The 20431-nt window shown below is 37.6% G+C and carries 14 protein-coding genes; 3 read left to right on the top strand and 11 right to left on the bottom strand.

Annotated elements, in window-relative coordinates:
- Positions 1 to 38: 38 nt before the first annotated feature.
- The gene (locus tag BUB77_RS27915) at positions 39 to 1490 is read right to left on the bottom strand and encodes a DEAD/DEAH box helicase (RefSeq protein WP_073280448.1); all 1452 of its coding nucleotides are present in this window, start codon (positions 1488 to 1490) and stop codon (positions 39 to 41) included.
- A 340-nt stretch (positions 1491 to 1830) separates the two neighbouring features.
- On the opposite strand from BUB77_RS27915, the gene rsmH reads away from it, so the two are divergent.
- Both rsmH and BUB77_RS27905 read left to right on the top strand, forming a co-directional pair.
- Positions 1831 to 2880, top strand: coding sequence for a 16S rRNA (cytosine(1402)-N(4))-methyltransferase RsmH (gene rsmH, locus BUB77_RS27910; RefSeq protein WP_073280447.1), 1050 nt, complete (start codon positions 1831 to 1833; stop codon positions 2878 to 2880).
- A gap of 79 nt (positions 2881 to 2959) precedes the next feature.
- Positions 2960 to 3295 carry a hypothetical protein gene (locus tag BUB77_RS27905; protein WP_073280446.1) on the top strand — a complete coding sequence of 112 codons (336 nt, stop codon included), beginning with the start codon at positions 2960 to 2962 and terminating at the stop codon, positions 3293 to 3295.
- Between the two features lie 99 nt (positions 3296 to 3394).
- Here BUB77_RS27905 and BUB77_RS27900 read toward each other — a convergent pair whose 3' ends face one another.
- From BUB77_RS27900 to BUB77_RS27870, 7 genes are all read right to left on the bottom strand, one after another.
- The gene (locus tag BUB77_RS27900; protein WP_073280445.1) at positions 3395 to 5542 is read right to left on the bottom strand and encodes an ADP-ribosylglycohydrolase family protein; all 2148 of its coding nucleotides are present in this window, start codon (positions 5540 to 5542) and stop codon (positions 3395 to 3397) included.
- Between the two features lie 72 nt (positions 5543 to 5614).
- A complete protein-coding gene (locus tag BUB77_RS27895) occupies positions 5615 to 6502 on the bottom strand; it encodes a carbohydrate ABC transporter permease (protein WP_073280444.1) in 888 nt (295 codons plus the stop codon).
- A 15-nt stretch (positions 6503 to 6517) separates the two neighbouring features.
- Positions 6518 to 7447, bottom strand: coding sequence for an ABC transporter permease (locus BUB77_RS27890; RefSeq protein ID WP_073280443.1), 930 nt, complete (start codon positions 7445 to 7447; stop codon positions 6518 to 6520).
- A gap of 87 nt (positions 7448 to 7534) precedes the next feature.
- A complete protein-coding gene (locus tag BUB77_RS27885) occupies positions 7535 to 9100 on the bottom strand; it encodes an ABC transporter substrate-binding protein (protein ID WP_073280442.1) in 1566 nt (521 codons plus the stop codon).
- A 146-nt stretch (positions 9101 to 9246) separates the two neighbouring features.
- Positions 9247 to 10827 carry a response regulator transcription factor gene (locus tag BUB77_RS27880; protein WP_073280441.1) on the bottom strand — a complete coding sequence of 527 codons (1581 nt, stop codon included), beginning with the start codon at positions 10825 to 10827 and terminating at the stop codon, positions 9247 to 9249.
- A complete protein-coding gene (locus tag BUB77_RS27875; protein ID WP_084124822.1) occupies positions 10824 to 12560 on the bottom strand; it encodes a sensor histidine kinase in 1737 nt (578 codons plus the stop codon). Before BUB77_RS27875 ends, BUB77_RS27880 begins: the two co-directional genes overlap by 4 nt.
- Positions 12561 to 12761: 201 nt before the next feature.
- Entirely contained in the window at positions 12762 to 15512 is a 2751-nt protein-coding gene (locus BUB77_RS27870) for a glycosyl hydrolase family 28-related protein (protein ID WP_073280439.1), read from the bottom strand.
- A gap of 264 nt (positions 15513 to 15776) precedes the next feature.
- Here BUB77_RS27870 and BUB77_RS27865 point away from each other — a divergent pair, with 264 nt between their 5' ends.
- Positions 15777 to 16796 (top strand): ADP-ribosylglycohydrolase family protein, encoded by a 1020-nt coding sequence (locus BUB77_RS27865; protein ID WP_073280438.1) that lies wholly within the window; start codon positions 15777 to 15779, stop codon positions 16794 to 16796.
- Between the two features lie 102 nt (positions 16797 to 16898).
- On the opposite strand, the gene BUB77_RS27860 is transcribed toward BUB77_RS27865, so the two are convergent.
- The 3 genes from BUB77_RS27860 to BUB77_RS27850 form a co-directional block, all read right to left on the bottom strand.
- Positions 16899 to 18113 carry an enolase C-terminal domain-like protein gene (locus tag BUB77_RS27860; RefSeq protein ID WP_073280437.1) on the bottom strand — a complete coding sequence of 405 codons (1215 nt, stop codon included), beginning with the start codon at positions 18111 to 18113 and terminating at the stop codon, positions 16899 to 16901.
- Positions 18114 to 18423: 310 nt separating this feature from the next.
- Complete coding sequence (locus BUB77_RS27855; protein WP_073280436.1) at positions 18424 to 19314, bottom strand: helix-turn-helix transcriptional regulator; 891 nt, start codon at positions 19312 to 19314, stop codon at positions 18424 to 18426.
- A 132-nt stretch (positions 19315 to 19446) separates the two neighbouring features.
- Positions 19447 to 19977 carry a CbrC family protein gene (locus tag BUB77_RS27850; protein ID WP_242962605.1) on the bottom strand — a complete coding sequence of 177 codons (531 nt, stop codon included), beginning with the start codon at positions 19975 to 19977 and terminating at the stop codon, positions 19447 to 19449.
- Positions 19978 to 20431 lie beyond the last annotated feature (454 nt).

The following is a 20431-nucleotide window of genomic DNA, read 5'->3' as shown; positions in this document are numbered from 1 at the left end:
TAACCCACCATAAGAAATAAAGCTTAATTATGGCACTTTTAAAGTTTATCCACTGCTTCCGTTACCTTCAATAGCTTACCGCAAATCATTGTATTTTTCATAGCTTCCAGCACCAATGGGCCTTTACCGTTTAGTATTTCTATATAGGTAAGGGTATCTTGTATGGTTATTATTCCAATGTCCTCTGCCTTAACACCTTCCAGATTGGATATGATTCCAACAAAATTGGTGGCTCTAAGCTTCTTTTTCTTTCCGCCATTGAAACGTAATTTCATTATCTCCTTCTTTAATTGATCACTTTTCATTTTTTTAGGCTGAGGAGCCGTATTCATTTTTTCATCAAAGGAAATTTTTTGAATGGATACCTCCTCTTTGGTGGGCCTTGTTATTTCCTGAATTTTAAACCCAATCAGCTCTTCGATATCATGCAAATATCTGGTTTGTGCCGGGACCACAAAGGAGATAGCTTTCCCCTTTTGCCCTGCACGTCCTGTTCTTCCTGTACGGTGGACATAATTTTCCTCATCAAGAGGAATGTCATAGTTCATAACCAGAGAAATATTCTCTATATCTATCCCTCTTGCTGCTACATCCGTGGCTATTAAATAGCGGTACTCTCCCCTTTTAAAACGCATCATTGCAGATAACCGGTCCTTCTGTTCCATGCCGCCATGGATTTTATTACAGGGATAGCCTAAATCCTCCAGACGATCACATACCATATCCACTCGATCCTTTGTACTGCAAAAGATGATACAGCTATCCGGCTTTTCCATAATCATAACATCGGTAAGCAGTTCAAATTTATCTTCTTCATTTGCAATATAAAGAAAATGATTAATATCAGCTGTCATGATACTGGTCTCGCTGACATCTATGTTAATAGGGTTCCTCATAAAATTTGACGATATACTTTTTACTTCATCGGGCATGGTTGCAGAAAACAACATTGTCATCCGTTCCTTTGGCAGTTCTTTCATAATTGCTTCTACCTGTTCAATAAAACCCATATCTAGCATTCTATCAGCTTCATCAATTACGAAGCAGTTAATTTTATTTAAGGTTAGCGTACCTCTCTTTATGTGATCCATGACACGCCCCGGCGTACCCACAACTACATGTGTTTTCTGCTTCAACTCGGCTTTCTCAACAGAAAACTGGTGCCTTCCATAGATTGCTGCTGCATTTATTCGTTTAAATCTGCCAATATTGATAAAATCCTCTTTTACTTGAACAGCAAGTTCCCTTGTTGGTGTCAGAATAAGTGCTTGTGGTTTATTTTCAAGCCATTCAATTAATTCACAAATCGGAATAGCGTATGCGGCAGTCTTACCGCTGCCCGTCTGTGCTTTGACGATAAGATCATTTTTTTCTAAAGCGGAGGGAATGACTTTAGCCTGAACTTCCGTAGGTATATCATACCCCAGACCATTAAGCGCCTTTAAGATATCCTCGCTGATTCTATAATTGTGAAACTTTTTAATATCCATATTAATCCTCAGGCATATCGCAAGTCCGCTTGCGATACTGCTTAAATAAAAAGTAAATACTGTTTTTTATTTTCGCACGAGCCTCTCCTTCCATTCATAACTGTATAATACCAAAATGGATTATTTCATTTTAATAAATTACATTCTAACCCATTTTACATGAGAATACCGTTCAATGCAATTAAAACTGTTTCATTCATGCCATTCACTATAGCTTGCATTTTCTTACAGATTCTTTTATTATGCGTTTGCTATTATTACATGCATTTGATATCATGTAATTTATAGGAATATTCGAATTATATATTAAAAATTGATATTTAAAAAGGTGGAAGCAAGAATGGATAATCAAGAGCAGAAACATCAGCGTCGTCCCAGGTATAAAGGTACTCACCCAAAAGCTTTTAAAGATAAATATAAGGAACTGCAGCCAGAGCTATATGCTGATGCCGTGGCAAAGGTTATTCAAAAGGGCAATACTCCCGCTGGTATGCATCGTTCAATTTGCGTGAATGAAATATTAGAATTTTTACAAATTGCCCCCGGACAAACCGGATTGGATGCGACCTTAGGTTATGGCGGTCATACCTTAGAGATGCTTAAATGTTTAAATTCCAAGGGGCACTTGTATGCTACTGATGTAGATTCTATCGAATTACCGCGCACAAGGGAGCGTTTAGAGCACTTAGGTTATGGCTCAGAAATTTTAACAATCAGGCAAACAAACTTTTCCAATATAGATCAAATTACTTCCGAATCGGGACCGTTGAATTTTATATTGGCAGATTTGGGTGTCTCTTCCATGCAGATAGACAATCCGGAAAGAGGATTTTCCTATAAAACAGAGGGGCCACTAGACTTACGGCTGAATCCTTCTAAAGGCATTTCTGCATCGGAGCGTCTTAAAACAATTTCACAGGATGAATTACACGGTATGTTGTTAGAAAACGCGGACGAGCCTCATGCCGCGGAAATCACCCGTGCTATTATTTACGCAATAAAAAAAGGAACAGACATTACAACAACAAGTCAGCTCCGTCAAATTATTAAAGATGCTCTGAAATTCATTCCAGAAAAAGATAGAAACGATGAAATTAAAAAATCCTGTCAAAGATGCTTTCAAGCATTGCGAATTGATGTCAATAAAGAATTCGAGGTGCTGTATGAATTTTTAGAAAAACTTCCTGCTGCCATGGCGGAAGGCGGGCGTGTTGCTATCCTCACTTTTCATTCCGGCGAAGACCGTCTCGTTAAGAAATCTTTTCAGCACTTCTATCGTGAAGGAATCTATAGAGAAATTGCTCCTGAAGCTATTCGGCCATCTGCTGCCGAATGTAATTCCAACAGCCGTGCTCGAAGTGCCAAACTACGCTGGGCTATAAAAGCTTAATAGAGGGGGAAGCCATTACAAGAGTCGAACACTTTTCTCATTACAGCATATAATATAAAAAAAATTAAAAGGTTTTATTATGGAGTTACTTGAATTTGCAGAAGAATTCCCTGAAATATACACCATGCTCAATGACAATGTCAATGATACCATCGATTACAATAATATGAACGGTGAAGAGACCCTCTTAAGTTTAGATAATATGGTAGACAGCCTTCTAACTCAGTATGAAGAAAATAATTATTACGGCTTCGATACCGTTGATAGTCAACAGATAGACGGTTTCGGAAGAGACGGCTTCGGAAGAGATGGCAGAGGCCGCCGCAGACGACGCAGACGTTTCCGTGAATTTAATTTAAGGGATATATTACGACTTTTATTTTTTAGAAATTTATTTGATAGACGCCGTCATTAAAATGAGAATACACACCCAAAGATTGTGTGACCCTCCAAAGGGATGCAGCCGCATCAGTTTGGAGGGATTATTATTTACCCCATTACCTATTGAGTTCCTTTAATCCAGTTCCTTTATTCTATAATAAATATAGTTTGTTCTACTCCCCATATCATTTCCAAATCCAATACAGCCATTTTCATAAACAGAATCCATTTCCTCATTAAAAAGAACTTTTTCATTGACCCATAATTTAATTTGATTATTCTTTACAACGATTTTAAATTGATAAGGAACTCCAAACTGCCATTGATATGGAACCTCCTTTAAAATCTGATAATCCTTTTCTTTTTTGTATAATCTAATAGTCTGATTCTCAGCTAGTCCTACTGCAAAACTTCTGATTCCCCCCTGTACCCGGAATAAAACATTATGTCTTTCTCCTTTTACTGGAATTAATGCAGCAGTAAATTCATAATTTTTCCAGTTAAGATTACCGGTATAACATTCTGCCGGCTTTCCACTTCCGCTGACTGACAATCCGTTTATATCAGCACGAAGCATTCCTCTGAGAAAGCTCAAATGAGCAGGCTGAACATGCAGGGGATTCCATTTTTCCAGTGGCAATCTGCTTAATTCCATTTCATAATCTGCTTGATGAAGGATTTCTAACTCATCCAGATATAGCACTTCCGTAAATTGCGTTTCTCTTATACCACCTTCTAAGCATATCAAATAAAATCCAACTTCTTCTATAATTTCAGTATGCCCCTTTGGCAATTGAAATTCTATTTTTTCCCACTGAGCAGATAACAATTGTGTGTATTCCTTTAAATAAACCAATTGGTCTTTTATTCTATCTTTGAAGTAGGGAACCACCTTTATCTGGTTAGCCTGCCATCCATTCTCCTTCCCTTTCAAGTAAGCCCTTATCCTATCTCCCGGATACACGGTAGGGGAAAATTCAGGATTATACCGGCTGTCATCAAAGTCATCCGGCCGGTAATACGGTTTATAATACAAATAAAAAGAATCTCCATTATCCGTCCAGGGTGATACAACCTTGAGCGAATGCTTCCCTTGATAAGCTTCTTCTGTCGTATTGGATAAAAGTATCTTCTTACCCTCTGAACTTCTTACCCGCATTCCATGGATTGCCGTTGGAAATTCGAAATGAAAATAAGCCCCTTCTTCCTTCTCAAAGACTCTCTTCCATATTTCATCGGGCTCTAAATTGTAAATTCTTCCGGTTATCTTTGCACAGTAGGCAGCTACCTGGGATACCGTCTGAATATTCAGAAATCCAACCGAGCTGGACGCACAAATAAAATCATGGATTTGTGGAAGCCATTTTTCATCAATGGCATCAATTCCATTCCGAACACCTAGGATGGCTCCCAGGTTTCCAACATTGCAGTCCGTATCCCATCCGCACATATTCGCAATATTTATAGTTTTGCTAAAATCGCCCTGCCCATGAATCAAAGCTAATAGAATAACGGCTGAATTGGGAATGATATGACAGCTTCCTTCATAGTGCTGGTATCCGAAATATTCTTTTACATATAGGAAACTTTTTTCCCAATCGTCATCATTTCCTTTACAGACAGGAATTACTTGTTCTGCCATTCTTGCATATTCACTATCTTTTGGTATTACTGATAAACCGGCTTCTATAATCGTATCCATATCTTCTGTCAGAAAGGCCTGTGAAATACAGGCGGCAATAAATTTTGCACCAAAAATTCCATTTCTATCATGTGTTACGGATGCCATTTTTGCTGCCACTGCAGCCGCTTCCGCCGGTCTTCCCGGGTACACCAGTCCCCAGCAATCCGAAAAAATCTGCCCGCCAATCTGCTCTGCTGTAGCACTTCCATTTTGAGCAATGGAGCCACTTTCCGGCGCCCTAATTCCGGATAACAAATTTTCATAAGCGGTATGCTCGGTTGAAACGCCATAACCGCCCCACCAGAAAAACCCATGTCCGTCCCCTACATAGTTCAGCATATTATCTGCTAATTCCTGCTCTGTGATCTCACTGCCCTTACAATAATCCTCCAATGCCCGTAAATAAAACATAGGACCATTAATATCATCATCGGAGCAGAAATTTTTAAAGGTCACCGGATAATATTCAATCTTTCCAAAACTCTCTTTAATTCTTTCGTAAGGCCACCCTTCAATATTAGCGCCATGAATGACTCCAATAACTTTTCCTATCCAGCCTCCATATAATTTAATAAAATATCTATCATCTAATATCATAGTTTTACCCATATCCTGTCCTATTGGTTCTATAGTTACACTGCCTCGTAATAAATAAGTAATATTATATTATCAGCCTTTTACTGCTCCAATAATAATACCTTTTATAAAATACTTTTGAAAGAAAGGATATACAATGAGAATAGGCAATGCGCCCATAACGGCAATCGCCATTTTGATACCTGTTGACGGTAATACGATATCCTGATTTATAGCAGCACCACTCTGTGCATTGGACAGCAGGAACTGAACATCCATAAGCATTTTGTTCAGCAGCGACTGGACACTATACATGGTATCTTTATTGATATAATACAGACCATTAATCCAATCATTCCAATAGGATAAGCCAACTAATAAGGTTACTGTTGCCACAATTGGAATTGACATTGGCAATACAATTTTGGTTAAAATATGCCTCTCCGTTGCCCCATCCATACGTGCTGCTTCTATAACTGCTTCAGGAATATTAGTAGTAAAATAAGTTCTCATCATTATGACATAAAAAGCGCTCATCATTAATCCGGGAACCATATATGCCCACCATGTATTTTTGATATGAAAGACCTGTGTCCACATAATATAGGAAGGTACCAGACCACCATTAAATAACATGGTAAAAAATATAAAAAAGGCAAATACCTGCCGTCCTGGCAGATCCTTTCTTGATAACGGATAGGCAAATAGAACTGTTAAGAATACGTTGGCAAGAGTTCCTGCAATCGATACACCAAAGGAAATGATATAAGATCGCAGAATAGTTGTAGAATCCACCAACAAATATCTATATGCATCCAATGACAGTTTTTTTGGAAAGAAGCTATAACCATAGTGAGTTAATGTTAGTTCATCTGTAAAGGAAGAAACAATAAGCAGTATAAATGGAAGCAAACATAATATTGCTAATACAGTTAAAATTACATTTGCCATTATTTGAAAACTTGTTCTTCTTTCAACCATTTTGTCTTTTCTCCTTTAGAATAGCGCATCTTCTTCGCTTACTTTTTTTACTACAAAATTTGCTGTCAGAACCAGAACAAACCCGACAACGGACTGGTAAAAGCCTGCCGCCGATGCCATGCTCACGTTATTCAGCGTAATTAAACCACGGTATACATAGGTATCAATTGTATTGGTTACGTCAACTAATAATCCACTGTTCAGGGGTACCTGATAGAACAATCCGAAATCCGAATAGAAAATTCGTCCAATTGACATCAAGGTCAAGGTTATAATTGTAGGTTTTAAACAAGGAAGCGTAATGTGCTTGATTTGCTGCCATCTGGATGCACCATCTATAGCGGCTGCCTCAAAATATCCCTTATCGATACCAGCTAAAGTCGCGAAGTAAATAATACTGGTATAACCAAATCCTTTCCACAGATGCACTGCTGTTAAAATGAAGGGCCAATATTTTGGTGATGAATACCAGGGAATCGGCTTAATTCCAAGTGGAATAAGAATACTGTTATTGATGAAGCCTGAGTCCGAACTTAAGAAAGCATAGACCAAATAACTGACCACCACCATTGATATCAAAAAAGGAATTAGTATAATTGTTTGATAGATTTTTTTCAATCTGACTTCTTTAATTTCATTTAATAATATAGCAACCGCTATAGCCAGCACCGTACCCAAAATAATAAAAGCAGCATTGTAGCATAAGGTATTTCTGGTAATTACAAAAGCATCTTTTGTTTTGAATAGAAATTCAAAATTTTTAAAACCCACAAATTTGCTTGCTGAAATTCCTTTGGAATAATTATACTGTTTAAAAGCTATTCGCAACCCAAGCATTGGTATGTAATTGTTGATAATTATATATATGACACCTGGTAACATCATCAGATATAGGGGGATATATCGTTTGAGCCGTTTTAATTTTTTCCTTATCTCAAGATTCATCTAAAAAACCTCCGATACAGAATAATAAGGGGGGATAGCCGTGTTGCCACCGTTTCCCCCTTATATGCTGTTATAATCTGTGAATTATCATTTCTTTGCAGCTAACCATTCATCTAATTGACTCTGCTTTTCTTTAATAATGCTATCCACACCTGCATCCTTTAAATCTTTTATGAACTGAGGCAATGCCACCGCAGGATCTACCGAACCGCATTCCAATGCATTCGCATATTTATTTTTGACATTATTGCATGAGGTAACTTCATTAATTACATTTAAATTATTCCATCCAAAGCCTTTACCTGGTGAAACAATTGCAGTTTTGTTATAGTCATCCGTTTGTTTCCAAAGAGTTTCGTCCGCACCTTCCCAAACAGGAGTAATCATTTCATTGAGCCATGCCCAGGGATAGCTGGGATAGCCTGTGTTGGTTCCGTCAACGCCTTTTGGATAACGTACCATGGTCTTTGCTTCATTGGCAAATTCATAGTGTTTTCCTTCAACACCATTTACTAATATATTCTGTAATTCAGGATTCGTATAAATTTCATTCATAACCTGTACGGTTCTTTCCGGTTTTTCGCTGTTGTGAGCAACATACCAAAGAATGTCAAGTCTGTTAGTCGTCGTATAGGCATCCGTCATTGGCAGTACTACTATTTCTTTACCGGAAGCCTTCTGCATCTCCGCTTCGATTCCGGGTTTTACATTTGTAAAGCGTCCAAATGCCTTATTCGAAGCAATCATATTTGCCCAAGGTTCTGTATTGGATGCCGCATCTGGCATGATTAATCCTTTTTGTGCCCACTCATATCTTCTCTCTGCGATTTTACGATAGGCATCTGTTTCATACCAGTTTACTACTGTTGTATTATTGGGATCTGTGCAATTTTCTAATACACCAAAATCACCGCCTAATTCATCATTCGTAGTCATAGTGTTCATTGATCCGCCATTAGACATCACCGGGTACATATCCGGATATTTCTCTTTCACTGCCTGCAAAAGCGGCACTAAATCTTCTTCTGTTTTAATCTTTGAATAATCAAAGCCTAATTCATCCGCAATTGATTTGACAAAAGCAAATCCCCATGCCACTGCTTTTTCTTTATTGGCCGGAACTGCATAAATACCGCCATTTATTGATGTACATGCCCAATCATCCCCACTGATCTGTGCTTTCATTTCCGGTGCATATTCATCCAGATATTGTCCAATTTCTACAACCTGCCCGTTACTTACTGCTGAGGTAAAACTGCCTCGGTCATTATAGAGCATATCCAGTTTCTCACCGGAAGAAAACATAAGATTTACTTGCTGTGCATAAGTACCAAATCCAACCCGCACTATATTCAGCGTAGTATTATATTTTTTTTGTAATATCTCGCTTGCCAATGCGGAAACCTCTTCACAATCTTTTGTTCCAGCTGTTCCTGGCAGCATGATTTTAACGGTATAAGGTTCCTGCTTGCTATAATCCTTTGCCTCAGTTTTGGTTTCTTCCTTATCGGAAGTATCATCCGCTGCTTTTCCTGTTACCTCTGCGGAATTCTTTGTCCCATTGCCGTTTGCCTTATTCTCACTCTTTCCGCATCCTACCAGCAATGTGGCCAACAGAGTAATTACAAGCAAATACGAAATTGTTTTTTTCATATTCCAACACTCCTCCTAAATTTTTATTAGGTATGCACTTACTGCTACCTATGGTTAAATTATAGCTGACTTTGTTTAACGCTAACTACCCGGAAAATGACACAAAGTATTCAATTCATGACTAATGATTTGAATACTTTGTAATTCTACTTATGATTTTCTTGTTTGATTTCACTGGGGGAGATTCCAAAAACACGCTTAAATGACTGTGCAAAATGTGAAAAGTTGCTATATCCAACTTTTGAAGCAACTATGCTGACAGAGAAATTTGTTGTTCTCAATAAATGATTTGCAATATTCATCTTTTCCTGCTGGATATAATCCGAAAGCTTAATCCCCTTTTCCTTTTTAAAGAGTCTGGATAAATACTCAGGATTCAGATAAACAGCTTCTGCAATATCTTTTCTTGTAATATTCTTCTGGATGTTCTTATGGATATAATCCAGTATTTCATCCATTCGTGATTCATTGAAATTCTCCTGATTATCCATTCCCTTCAGATAATTCATTGTAAACACAATCAAACTTTTCATTCGTATCACAGAAGTATAGGAATTCATCAGGGCTTCATAATTATAGTCACTTTCTCCCTCCATATAAAGATCACTCTTTACATTTCCAGAATTTTTTATTCCCTCCCAGAATAAATATACATAATCCTTATGGAACTTTCGCAGAGCTTCATCGTTCATCCTGCCGGACTGAGTCATACAATCCAGATATTTGCAAGCCTCCTCCTTTAGTAGGTCATAGTAACCATCTTTGATGTACTGAGCCCATTTATTACAATCCGGCGAAATATATTCCTGTCCCATCTCCATCGTATTGTACGCTTCCAGTATGCCGTCTTTTTTAATTACATTTTTCCTGCTTCTCTTTTCCAGCCTTTTAACCTCATCAGGTATTTCTGAAAAAATCGTTGTTTTACCTGGATACAAAGCAACTTTACATCGAAATAGCTGTTCTGCAGTCCGCATAAACAACATCATTTTCTGTTTTAAATCCAGCCTTTCGTCCTGTTTTTGATATAGAAGTATAAAATGTTCGCTGTCCAGACAAATAACAATCAGTTTGCCTATTTTGATTGTAAGTAATTCATTCCAGATATTATCTATGGCATAAAACAATAAGTCATTTTCCCATCTTTCACCCTCAAAATCAAACAATTGAATCATAAGTATTTCACATGAGCTATCTGCTTCCAAGGTATAAGATAAAACAGATACATACTGAACAACTTCCTTCACATCACTTCGCAATGCAAGCAAATACTCTCTCAGAAGACTGCTCAACGTCTGTTTTTCTCTTTTTTTCAAGTCTAAAGCATAATTATAATAACTCTTTACAGTAGTATCCATCTTAATCTGATCAATTGCTTTTTGAAGAGAGCCTTCAATTTCTTTATAGGTAACTGGTTGTAACAGATAATCAAACCCCTGCAAATGAACTGCTTTTTGTGCATAAGAGAAATCAGAATGAGCTGTAAGAAAAATACATTTCATAGTGTAATGCTGTTCTATTACCCACTCATACAAATCCAAACCGCTTCCCATGGGCATTTCAATGTCACAAAGCAATAATTCAATTTGATGCGTTTGAATGATATTCTTCGCTTCAATAATATTGTGCGCCGTAAATTTCTTATCAATCGTTATCAGTTCCCAATCTACACCTGCCAAAATCCCCTCTACTACCATAGGCTGATCATCCACAATCAACAGATTCATTCTTCTTTCTCCTCTCTTTGCTCCTTAGGAACTTTAACAGGCAAAATCATCTCACATTGCGCTCCATCCTCCAGATTGTTACATTGCAGCATTGCCTTCTCACCATAGATCAAAAATAGCCGCTGACAGATATTTGCTATTCCAACATTATTCTCTGTGTATTGATATGGTGTTTGCTCATTTAATTGTTCCAGTACTTCCTGTTTAAAGCCATTTCCATTATCTGTAATAATAATGTCCAGCATATTCTCCTCTTCCATTGCCAATTCAATAATTCGAATGGTTATCCTTAAAGTCTGATTCGTTTTTCTGCCGTATTTGAAGGAATTTTCAACAAAGGGTTGAATAAGTAATACCGGAATAATACAGTCTTTCAACTGTTCTTCTATTTCAAACTCACATTCAACATCCTGTTCTAAGCTATACTTCTGTAATGAAATATAATTTTTTACGTGGTTAATTTCATCTCCGATTGCCACCAAAGACATATTGTCATTAAAAAAGTATCTCAAATAACTGGATATCTGAATAATCATACCCTGCATCTTTTCATAACGTTTCAATTCGGCCATGCCATAAAGGTTCTTTAAACAATTTAAAAAAAAGTGAGGTTTTATCTGTAACTGGAGATATTGCAATTCAGCACGGTTTTTCTGTAATCTTCTCTCCCAGGATTCTATTTTGAGATTTTTTATTTCTGTCATCATCTGGTTGAACGTAACATTTACTTCCTGAAATTCTCTTATTTTATAATTAGAATTCACTTTTTCATCAATATTTCCATCCCGGATTTTCTGCATGGTTTTAATCAGAGCTTCCATTGGTTTGAAATAGGACTTAGATATCAGTACATAGCAAACAGGAATCAGTAATACCATAAAAAACGATAAAAACAAAAATAATGACTGCATCCGATCCATATGGAAGAAGTAGCCTTTATATGGAATAAAATAAAAAAAGCGAACATGCAGCAAATCAGAATATTGATTTACGACCAGATACTTCGCCTCATTCTCTGTCAGATAATATTCGTGATCTAATTTATTCGTCACAAGCTCACTCTCTCCTACTTCTTCCTGTTTAGAAAGTGCTTCACCCCGCATTGTTGTATAATAAAGAAAGCCTTCTCCTTCCGATCTATTCTTTATTTGATTTTGAATGGTTACACTTAAATCCACAAACAGGAATGTATATCCACCGTTATAACCTAGCAGACGTACCAAAAATCCCTCTCCGTTAACACGAAAGGGCTGCCACCCCTTCGCACTTTTCTCTTTCGGATTCAGAAGGTATTCTTCTACAATCCGGCTCATGCCCTCTTTTGTTTCTATCGAATACCTGCTTTCCTGGTAAAAAAAGCGTTGCAGATCATTTTTTTCAGATACCAGGCATATGCTTCCCAGATTTTGGTTATTCGTTAGCAAGGTTCTATACTTTAATCCTATTTCATAGCCGGACAAATGCTTGGTCAATTTATCCACCTTATGTATCATATTGGCATGATCATAATTGTTTGCCCAGTAATCAGCTATCGTCTGACTTACCTTCTGCAGATCATATTCCACTTGTGATTGATATAGATTTATCGTATTCTTACCACTTTGCGCAACTTCATTGTTTAAGGTTTTTATGGAGTAATAATTATAGAACAGAAGACAGAAAATCATGGGTATTACAAATATCCCCATCGTAAAAATCAAATGCTTCTTCAACGATATTGATTTGAATTTCATATGTATTACCCACTCTCTTCTTTTATTCTTTTACTTTCATGATGTATAAGCTAGTCCTGGCTGATATGCAAAGATACTTATATTCTTTATCTTTCCAGATCATGCAGGCAGGTCTCTTAGCTAATGCAATTGTTCTAACCTGCTCCCCCATATAACAATAGAGTAAATTATCCGATACATAAAGCTCTCCATTGTCTGAAGCTATGGCACTATATTCCCCCTGTAGGCCACAATTGCCGGATCCTGCAAATTTAAATCCTGATCCACTTTTAATTTTAAAACATATTTATTATACTCATCCACCGCATAAAAAACTTCATTTTTCTGGACAGCGCACAGCCCTGTTGCTCTTGCCAGAGCTGGATTATTCGTTATCCCCGTTATTCCATCCGGTGCTATATAGCAGGTTTCATCCGGAAGCTGTATTACCGTTTTCATATCTCCATTATCCCTCCACTGATTTACAGGATAATATAATCGTTTCAAAGAAGCCTCCGAACGCAGCTTAGGCTCTAATTCACAGAAAGAGCTTTCACCCTTTTCCGTATTTAAGCTTAAAACACGAATTCTTCTATCTTTTCTGAAGAAGGCATAGAAACACGCTCCAAAATCCTCACGGGATCTTTCCCCATATTCTTCGATATCCAATTCCAAAGCCCCATCCTTTTTTGCATATTTAACTGGCTTGTATTCAATTACCATAAGCAAATTTCCCAAAGTGTCACAGGCAAGGGATAATGGTCTGTAGTGAGTAGATAACAATAATTCGATTTTAGCAGATTTCTGATCCCATTTATACACTCTTTTTAATCTGGAATCACAAATATACAAATTACCATTTCCATCCGAACACATAGAATCAATAGAATCCATGTTTTCCAGAATAGCTTTCGGCTCCCAGGGTCTGTCTGGCAGATGTATATGAGTTTCAGTATCTTCTATCCATAGATTTGCTAACTGCCAGTCTCCTACGGTCTGCTTACTATTGGCATCATAAACCCCGTGAAGAATGGTATATTTCATCTGCGTATAATTATGAAAATTTTGGATTTCTATCCTTTTACAATTCCATGTTCTGATAACCGATTCATACGGATTATCAATCCAAATCACACGAAATGCATATAAATTAGCAAAGACCAGATTTTCACAGCAGGATAATTCAAAGGGCTGGCAATAGCTGCCCTCTGCTGCTTCTTCTTCTGTTTGAATACCATAGAATTCCCAATTAGCAACATGTTTCATTAATATTTCCTGCCTTACATGATGTTCAGAAGATATCTGATACATGATTCCCTTTGTGGCCGTATCCGATATATAAATACCGGCTGCAGCATATGGGCTGGCAGTCCATAGGTTTTTAAAAGTGCCTCCTCCCTGGTTGGTAATCCAAAGACTCCAATACTGGGAATCCCAATCATAATCTTCATTATAATCCCATGTCCTGGTCTTATTATAAGGAGGTAAATGCTCCATAGCTTTATCAATACGGCCATGTCCACCTGCAAATTTTATATCATAAAGATAAGAAGCCCTGCCGGACTGCCACTTAATAGCAACAGCTCTCGGATTTCTTCCGGCACAATCAAGCCCAATGCTCTGAATTCTGTTCTTTCCATTTACAGGAGTTTCAAGCATGGCTTTGGGGGCTCCCACTCCGGCAAACTTATCTGCATTATCTGTCAAAATAATCTGTGTTGCAATCGGAAGGAATCCTAATAGCTGTGTATTTTCCCTTAGAATAATTGTATCACTAATCCTGTATTTTCCCTGTGGGAAATACAGGATATCTGAAGCTTCTATTGCTCTTCTGATTGCCTCGGTATCATCTGTAATTCCATCTCCCTGCGCGCCATATTTCTTAATATTGGTCCAGTCCTTTTGAAGCGGTAAGTCAGGAGTATCGATGGAGTAATCATATTTCTTATCAGAGTCATCCTGTAATTCTAAAACTGTTTTTACTTCCATCTCCGAATTTCCGTATACCGCCACCGCACCATGAATAAAGGATTTAACAATATACTGATCAGAAACCCCAGGATAGTTTTTTTCACTTTCTTTCATATGGACTATTATTGGTACCGCTTCTGCCAGTATATTTCTCATATTATATTGTGTACATACATTCTTCTCTGAGGCAACTAATAAACCCGTAGAAAGCTTAGCCAGACAACAGTCTTTCATAATTACCTTATCCCAGTAACCATCCATGGATTCTACTGCTGCAGGTATTTGCTCAAATCCTACCCGAACCATTGTCATACCGCTTTGTGTACATAGAATACCGGATTTTCTTTGTCCTGTAAAATAGCAGTCTGTCAGAACAAATGGCCATCCTGGCGAACATTTCCCTGTATAAATCCCCCAGTCACCGCCTGAAAAAGATAATTGTTCCATTTCATTTCCTACCGAATGAATCCCTGCAAGGCCATCTCCAATCTCAAAATGACAATAGGAAACATAGCAGTTCTGTGCAAAATGGGCACGTATCACCACCGCATTGCTATTGTCTGCTTCTATTGCAAAATCAATATTTGACAAAGCACTATAAAATGTACCTGGGTTAGCATCTTCTGCCTCTTCCTCCTTTTCTGGCATATTTGCCGTAAACCAGCACATATATTTTGCATTTTTTATGTTATGCCCACTATCCGAACCAAAGCCCTCCGCATTTTTAATCAATGTAATTTTAGGTCTTTTTAAACCAAACCCAAACAGTCTTATTCCTCTGGGGATATAAATTGTTTTATCGATATAATATTCTCCCTCTTGTAACATAACAATTCCATAACCATATTTTTGTTTAACTTGGTAAAGAGTCTTTTGCAGTATATCTGATATAACAATCTTTCCCGGCTCTAATTCCAGTCCGTCCTTTACTGATACGACCTCAACTATTTCATCCTCTAAACAGCTCTGATAAATTGACCGATAGGTAATAGTATTTTTCATCTTTACTCCCTCCTGATAATTTTACAGCAGTTTCTTATAAGTATAGAAAAATGGGAATGTAAAAGCCACTTAATATATGATATGAATTATCATTATAATGACTTTCTATGCACCATTTATGATAATCTAATTTCTTCCTATTGACCACTTCACAGCCTTCTGTTAGCTTAGACTTATCAACGTCCATAAGTATAAAATTATTTTCACAGGCTTGCGTTCTGAGAATGAAGGCAAGCACTCATTCTCAGAACTTGGAGGAAAATTATGAAACAGTTATTTATCAAACAAATTCTGGAGGCTCTAGCTGTTGGTGACAGTTTCTCAAAATCAACTGAATTTGCATCAAGAGAACAGATTAAATCCTCCTTTCAATCCATAGATTCCCTTTTGCTGCCTTCTGAATCCCTGGCACATAAAGATATGCGCTATGGCCAGGTTACAGATGACACGGAACAGAATATCTTTCTGCTTGAGGATTATTGTAAAAGTGGTAATATCACGCCCGAAGCAGCCGCAAACAGCCTGATTCGCTGGTATAAGGAATCTGCGGAGCCAGAAAAGTATATTGGCCCCAGCTCTCGGAAAGCCATTCTTGCAATTATGGATGGTATGGAGATCAGTCTTGCAGGAACTTCAGGAACCTCCTGCGGCGGTATTATGCGTGTACCATCTGCTTTTTTATGCAGTACTGATTTAAATTCTCTTGAAAAAAATATTATCAGTACGTTACTGCCTACCCATAATACAAATACAGCTATGGAAGCAGCTATCGGCTATGGTCATGCCCTTTTTGCCATGACGAAAGAGCACACCATAGATGACATCATACAAGCAGCACAAATGGGCTGTAAAATAGGCCGCAGGATAAACAACGAAGAAATGGACCTGGCCTGTGTTCCTTCCTGTCAGGCCCGTCTTCCGGTTCTTCTTCATTTTCTGCCGCAGTTTGATTCTGATGACAAGTTATTAGATTTTTTATTCTATGTTTTTGGAACTACCATATCTTCCTGTGATGTTTTTATAGCTGCATTTTCCCTGTTCCTTTGGTGCCGGCATGATGTATATAAAGCGATTCGTATGTCCGCCATGCTTGGCGGTGACACCGATACTATTGGCTGCCTTGCAGCTGTTCTTTGCTGTTGTTACGGGAAGGGACACAATATTCCCGAACAGATTGTACATACTGTAGTATCCGTTAATAACCTTCAGCTTGATGACTTATCCACACAAATTTATCAATACAGAAAGAACCAAAACAAAGCAGGAAAGAAGGACTCTTTATAAAATGAAGTGGCTGTTGCAAAAGGAAGCTCTGCAAAGTATAACTTGCAGAGCTTCTTTTTGCAGCAGCCACTTTCAAATAACAATTTGCCACCGACGTTGATATTACGGTCTTACCGCTGTTCCATCCGGAAGGCGGCTGAACAGCCAGCTATGATTCATCTCTATTGCAGGATACTTAGCTGCCTCCTTCTCATCAAATCCAACACCGATTCCAGGTCGGTCATTCACATATGCATATCCATTATTTACTACAGGGCAGCCTGGAAATACAACTTCTTCCGCTTCATTAAAACCGGAAAATTCCTGAATTCCAAAGTTATGACAGTGCATATCAAGATGCATCTGCGCAGCCATTCCAATTGGTGAAAGGTCATTTGGTCCATGCCATGCAGTACGTACTCCATAAGCTTCACAAAAGTTAGCAAGTTTGATTGCCGGTGTCAAGCCACCTATATCACTTAGATGGACACGAATAAAATCAATCCATTGATTCTGAATTATTGGTATCCATTCCACAGGATTTGTAAACAACTCGCCCATTGCAAACGGAACCGCTGTCTGCTCTCTGAGATATTTATAGAAATTCGCCTGCTCCGGTGATAATGAATCTTCCAGGAAAAACAGCTTAAACTGCTCAAGTTCTTTGGTGAATGCTAAAGTTTCTGAAAGAGAAAGCCTTTCATGTACATCATGCATAACTTCAATCTCCCAGCCAATGTCACTGCGTACCCTGTCAAATAGCTTAATAACACTGTCCATATACATCCTTGGGTGGTAATACGCCCCATTTTCCGCACCTCTAGGTTTCACAATCTGCTGGCGTTTTCCTCCAAAGTTTCCTCCATACGTACCCATATGACATCTAATATAGCGATAGCCCTCCGCCTGTAATTCCCGAATACATTCTTCAACTTCCTCAATACAGCTTCCATCCGCATGCCTGTAGACGGCTATTCCTTCCCTGGCCTTTCCGCCTAATAAACTATACAAAGGCATATTGGCTAACTTTCCTTTAATATCCCAAAGTGCTTCATCTACGCCTGATATTGCATTATTAAGAACCGGCCCGTTACGCCAATAAGAGCTGCCCATCATTGTCTGCCAGATGTCCTCAATGTTATGTACTGATTTACCTTTCAGCATTGGACAAAGGTACTCTTCTACCGCTGTTACCACTGCCTTATGTCTCCAGGTAAAAGTAGCACAGCCGTATCCAAAAAGTTCCGGCTCAGATGTCTCGACCTTTACAATTACAAGATTAATTCCCCTTGGCGCTGTGACAAAAACTTTTATATCCCGTATTGTTATGTTCTCCATACTTTTCATCTCCTACTGTTATATTTTAAATACACTTGTAAAACCTCTTCAAATCATTGATTTTACCAGGTTTTGTTACTTATTTTATAAATTTTATCCGATTATCATATCATAATGGTTATGTTCTCACGAATTCCCGAATTCTCTCCTCTCCTAATGTAAATAAACTTAGCCATAAAATAAAAACTCCATATAGTTATCATACAACCGCTTATATGCTATTTCATTGCAATATTTGGTTAAAAATCACCATTTTTTATTTGTTTTAATATAATTGCAAAAAAAATAGCTAATGCCTGTAAAGCATCAGCTATTCATACTTTTTTTCCTTTAAATTATGTACGAATTTACGATATTGGAGAGGTGAAAGTTCCATAATAAATTTGAACTGCCGCAAAAATGTATTCACATTACTATAGCCACATTTTTCAGATATAACGAAAACACTATCACTATTATTTTCTAAAAGTTTAGCTGCTTCACATACCCTGACCATATTGATATATCGATTCAAATGATACCCATAGTGTTTCTTGAAATCTTTACTAATGGTTGAAGGATGTAAAAAGAACTTTTTGCTTAAGGAAGTAAGATTAATTTCCTCGATAAAATGTGTATCAATATATTCCTTAATCTCCGGCATTCTGGTATTTGAGGCTGTGATATTCTTGTTATTTCTTTGAAAATGCAAAGCTCTGAATAACACTACCGCAATCTGAGTGATAATGCTTCTTTGCATCTGTGACTGAAAAGGCTTATGAATCGTTTCCTCATTGTTCAAATAACATAACATATTCAATATTTCATTAAAAATATCCCGATTTATATTTTTATAATAAACATTAAAATCCTCCGGAGTAGGAGTTGCAAAAACCTTAAGTAACTCATCATCCATGATTATACTCTTATAATAGATTGAGCTGATTGTAAATCCGTACCTTAAAAAAGGAAGCCGGTCAATTCTCCTAAAATGGTGTTCCATCGGTCCAATTACCAAGATATCATAAGGCTCCACATGATATTTTTTACCAGAAATATAATAATCTGCAGAGCCTTCCTCAATAGCCAATATTTCACAGGTATTGTGGATATGGGACATTTCATTCTTCTCATATTCACAGGTACGTGATATATTATATTTGTCTTCGCTAATGGCCCTGAAATGCTCTGGTTCATAATAATCATTAATTTCTATCTGCATACCCAATTCCTTTCCAATTCAGCACATAAATATGAGAATACAAGATTTCAGGTTATATCTGTTTACCCTACAATTATACCAACAAAAATATTTCAATCAAGTTTACTGATTAAACATTACTATTCTGATTCGTCAATCCGCATCAACCCACAAATGATATTTACCGCAATGCAGGCACTTAAATAGATACCCTGTCACGGAGCCGTTCTTTACAAGAAATTCTCTGACATCCTCATATTTACCGCGGGCATCATACTCTGCAAATACTTCGTTAGCAATTCCCATCTCTTCCAGTTCCTTTGTGCCGACTTTCCCTATATAGGCACAATAGTCATCGCAGCATGCAAGCCAGTACTCGCCCTGCCAGCTGATGTATCCCGGGGTCCTGTGGAAGAGTTCATCTTTTTTGGCTGGATCGCTGACTTTTTCCGCAGCCTGAATAAAATCTCCACCAAATTTCTTTGCTGCTTCTCCGTTAGCAACACATTCAAGGCACAGACACTCTATATCCTCCTCGCTATACATATTTTCGATATAGGCATTGACTTTCTTGCCACAGCATTGACAAATGTCTTCCTTAAAGACAACCATATCACTTTTATACAGGTTTGGATAATACTTGAATTTTGGTAACATTATTTCCCCATTATCGTTAGGCTTCATGCCAGTTTCTCCTTCACAAATTTCAATTTGCTTCATACGCCAAATAATCCCGCTTATCAACTTCCAATTGTATCTCTAATGCTGCCTTTCCCCGGAAGCATATTCATTCATGCATATGTCAAGCACCTCTCTGGCAGGCCAGCTCTGAAAGGTAAACTTCATTAATTTCTGCAATAATTCCTATTGTGGATAAATAAGGGGATTATTGGAATTGTTTCTGCTTTTTCAGAAGTTTTATCCACAACCCTTGGCCAAAAGAATTCTACTTCCATTCTTTCTGTGAATTATTTTTTTGAAATTTACTCTTTTCAGATATCACTTCCTTTGGTATACTGTTCCTATCGGAAAATGCTTAATGATGTGCGTTTCTGTGTGTAGGATATATCTTCCCTTGTTAGTTGCCGACCAAAGCTGGCTAACAAATCGGAAGATATATTTTTTATTGTCTTATTTA

This window comes from Anaerocolumna jejuensis DSM 15929, from assembly GCF_900142215.1.
Taxonomy (GTDB): Bacteria; Bacillota; Clostridia; order Lachnospirales; family Lachnospiraceae; genus Anaerocolumna; species Anaerocolumna jejuensis.
Note: the sequence above shows the minus strand (reverse complement) of the source record. Positions and strands in the feature narration are given on the sequence as shown.

Bases quoted from the DNA above. Each gene is read 5' to 3' on its own strand.
- BUB77_RS27915 (WP_073280448.1), bottom strand. From the start codon at position 1,490: ATGGATATTAAAAAGTTTCACAATTATAGAATCAGCGAGGATATCTTA.
- rsmH (WP_073280447.1), top strand. From the start codon at position 1,831: ATGGATAATCAAGAGCAGAAACATCAGCGTCGTCCCAGGTATAAAGGT.
- BUB77_RS27905 (WP_073280446.1), top strand. From the start codon at position 2,960: ATGGAGTTACTTGAATTTGCAGAAGAATTCCCTGAAATATACACCATG.
- BUB77_RS27900 (WP_073280445.1), bottom strand. From the start codon at position 5,542: ATGATATTAGATGATAGATATTTTATTAAATTATATGGAGGCTGGATA.
- BUB77_RS27895 (WP_073280444.1), bottom strand. From the start codon at position 6,502: ATGGTTGAAAGAAGAACAAGTTTTCAAATAATGGCAAATGTAATTTTA.
- BUB77_RS27890 (WP_073280443.1), bottom strand. From the start codon at position 7,447: ATGAATCTTGAGATAAGGAAAAAATTAAAACGGCTCAAACGATATATC.
- BUB77_RS27885 (WP_073280442.1), bottom strand. From the start codon at position 9,100: ATGAAAAAAACAATTTCGTATTTGCTTGTAATTACTCTGTTGGCCACA.
- BUB77_RS27880 (WP_073280441.1), bottom strand. From the start codon at position 10,827: ATGAATCTGTTGATTGTGGATGATCAGCCTATGGTAGTAGAGGGGATT.
- BUB77_RS27875 (WP_084124822.1), bottom strand. From the start codon at position 12,560: ATGAAATTCAAATCAATATCGTTGAAGAAGCATTTGATTTTTACGATG.
- BUB77_RS27870 (WP_073280439.1), bottom strand. From the start codon at position 15,512: ATGAAAAATACTATTACCTATCGGTCAATTTATCAGAGCTGTTTAGAG.
- BUB77_RS27865 (WP_073280438.1), top strand. From the start codon at position 15,777: ATGAAACAGTTATTTATCAAACAAATTCTGGAGGCTCTAGCTGTTGGT.
- BUB77_RS27860 (WP_073280437.1), bottom strand. From the start codon at position 18,113: ATGGAGAACATAACAATACGGGATATAAAAGTTTTTGTCACAGCGCCA.
- BUB77_RS27855 (WP_073280436.1), bottom strand. From the start codon at position 19,314: ATGCAGATAGAAATTAATGATTATTATGAACCAGAGCATTTCAGGGCC.
- BUB77_RS27850 (WP_242962605.1), bottom strand. From the start codon at position 19,977: ATGAAGCCTAACGATAATGGGGAAATAATGTTACCAAAATTCAAGTAT.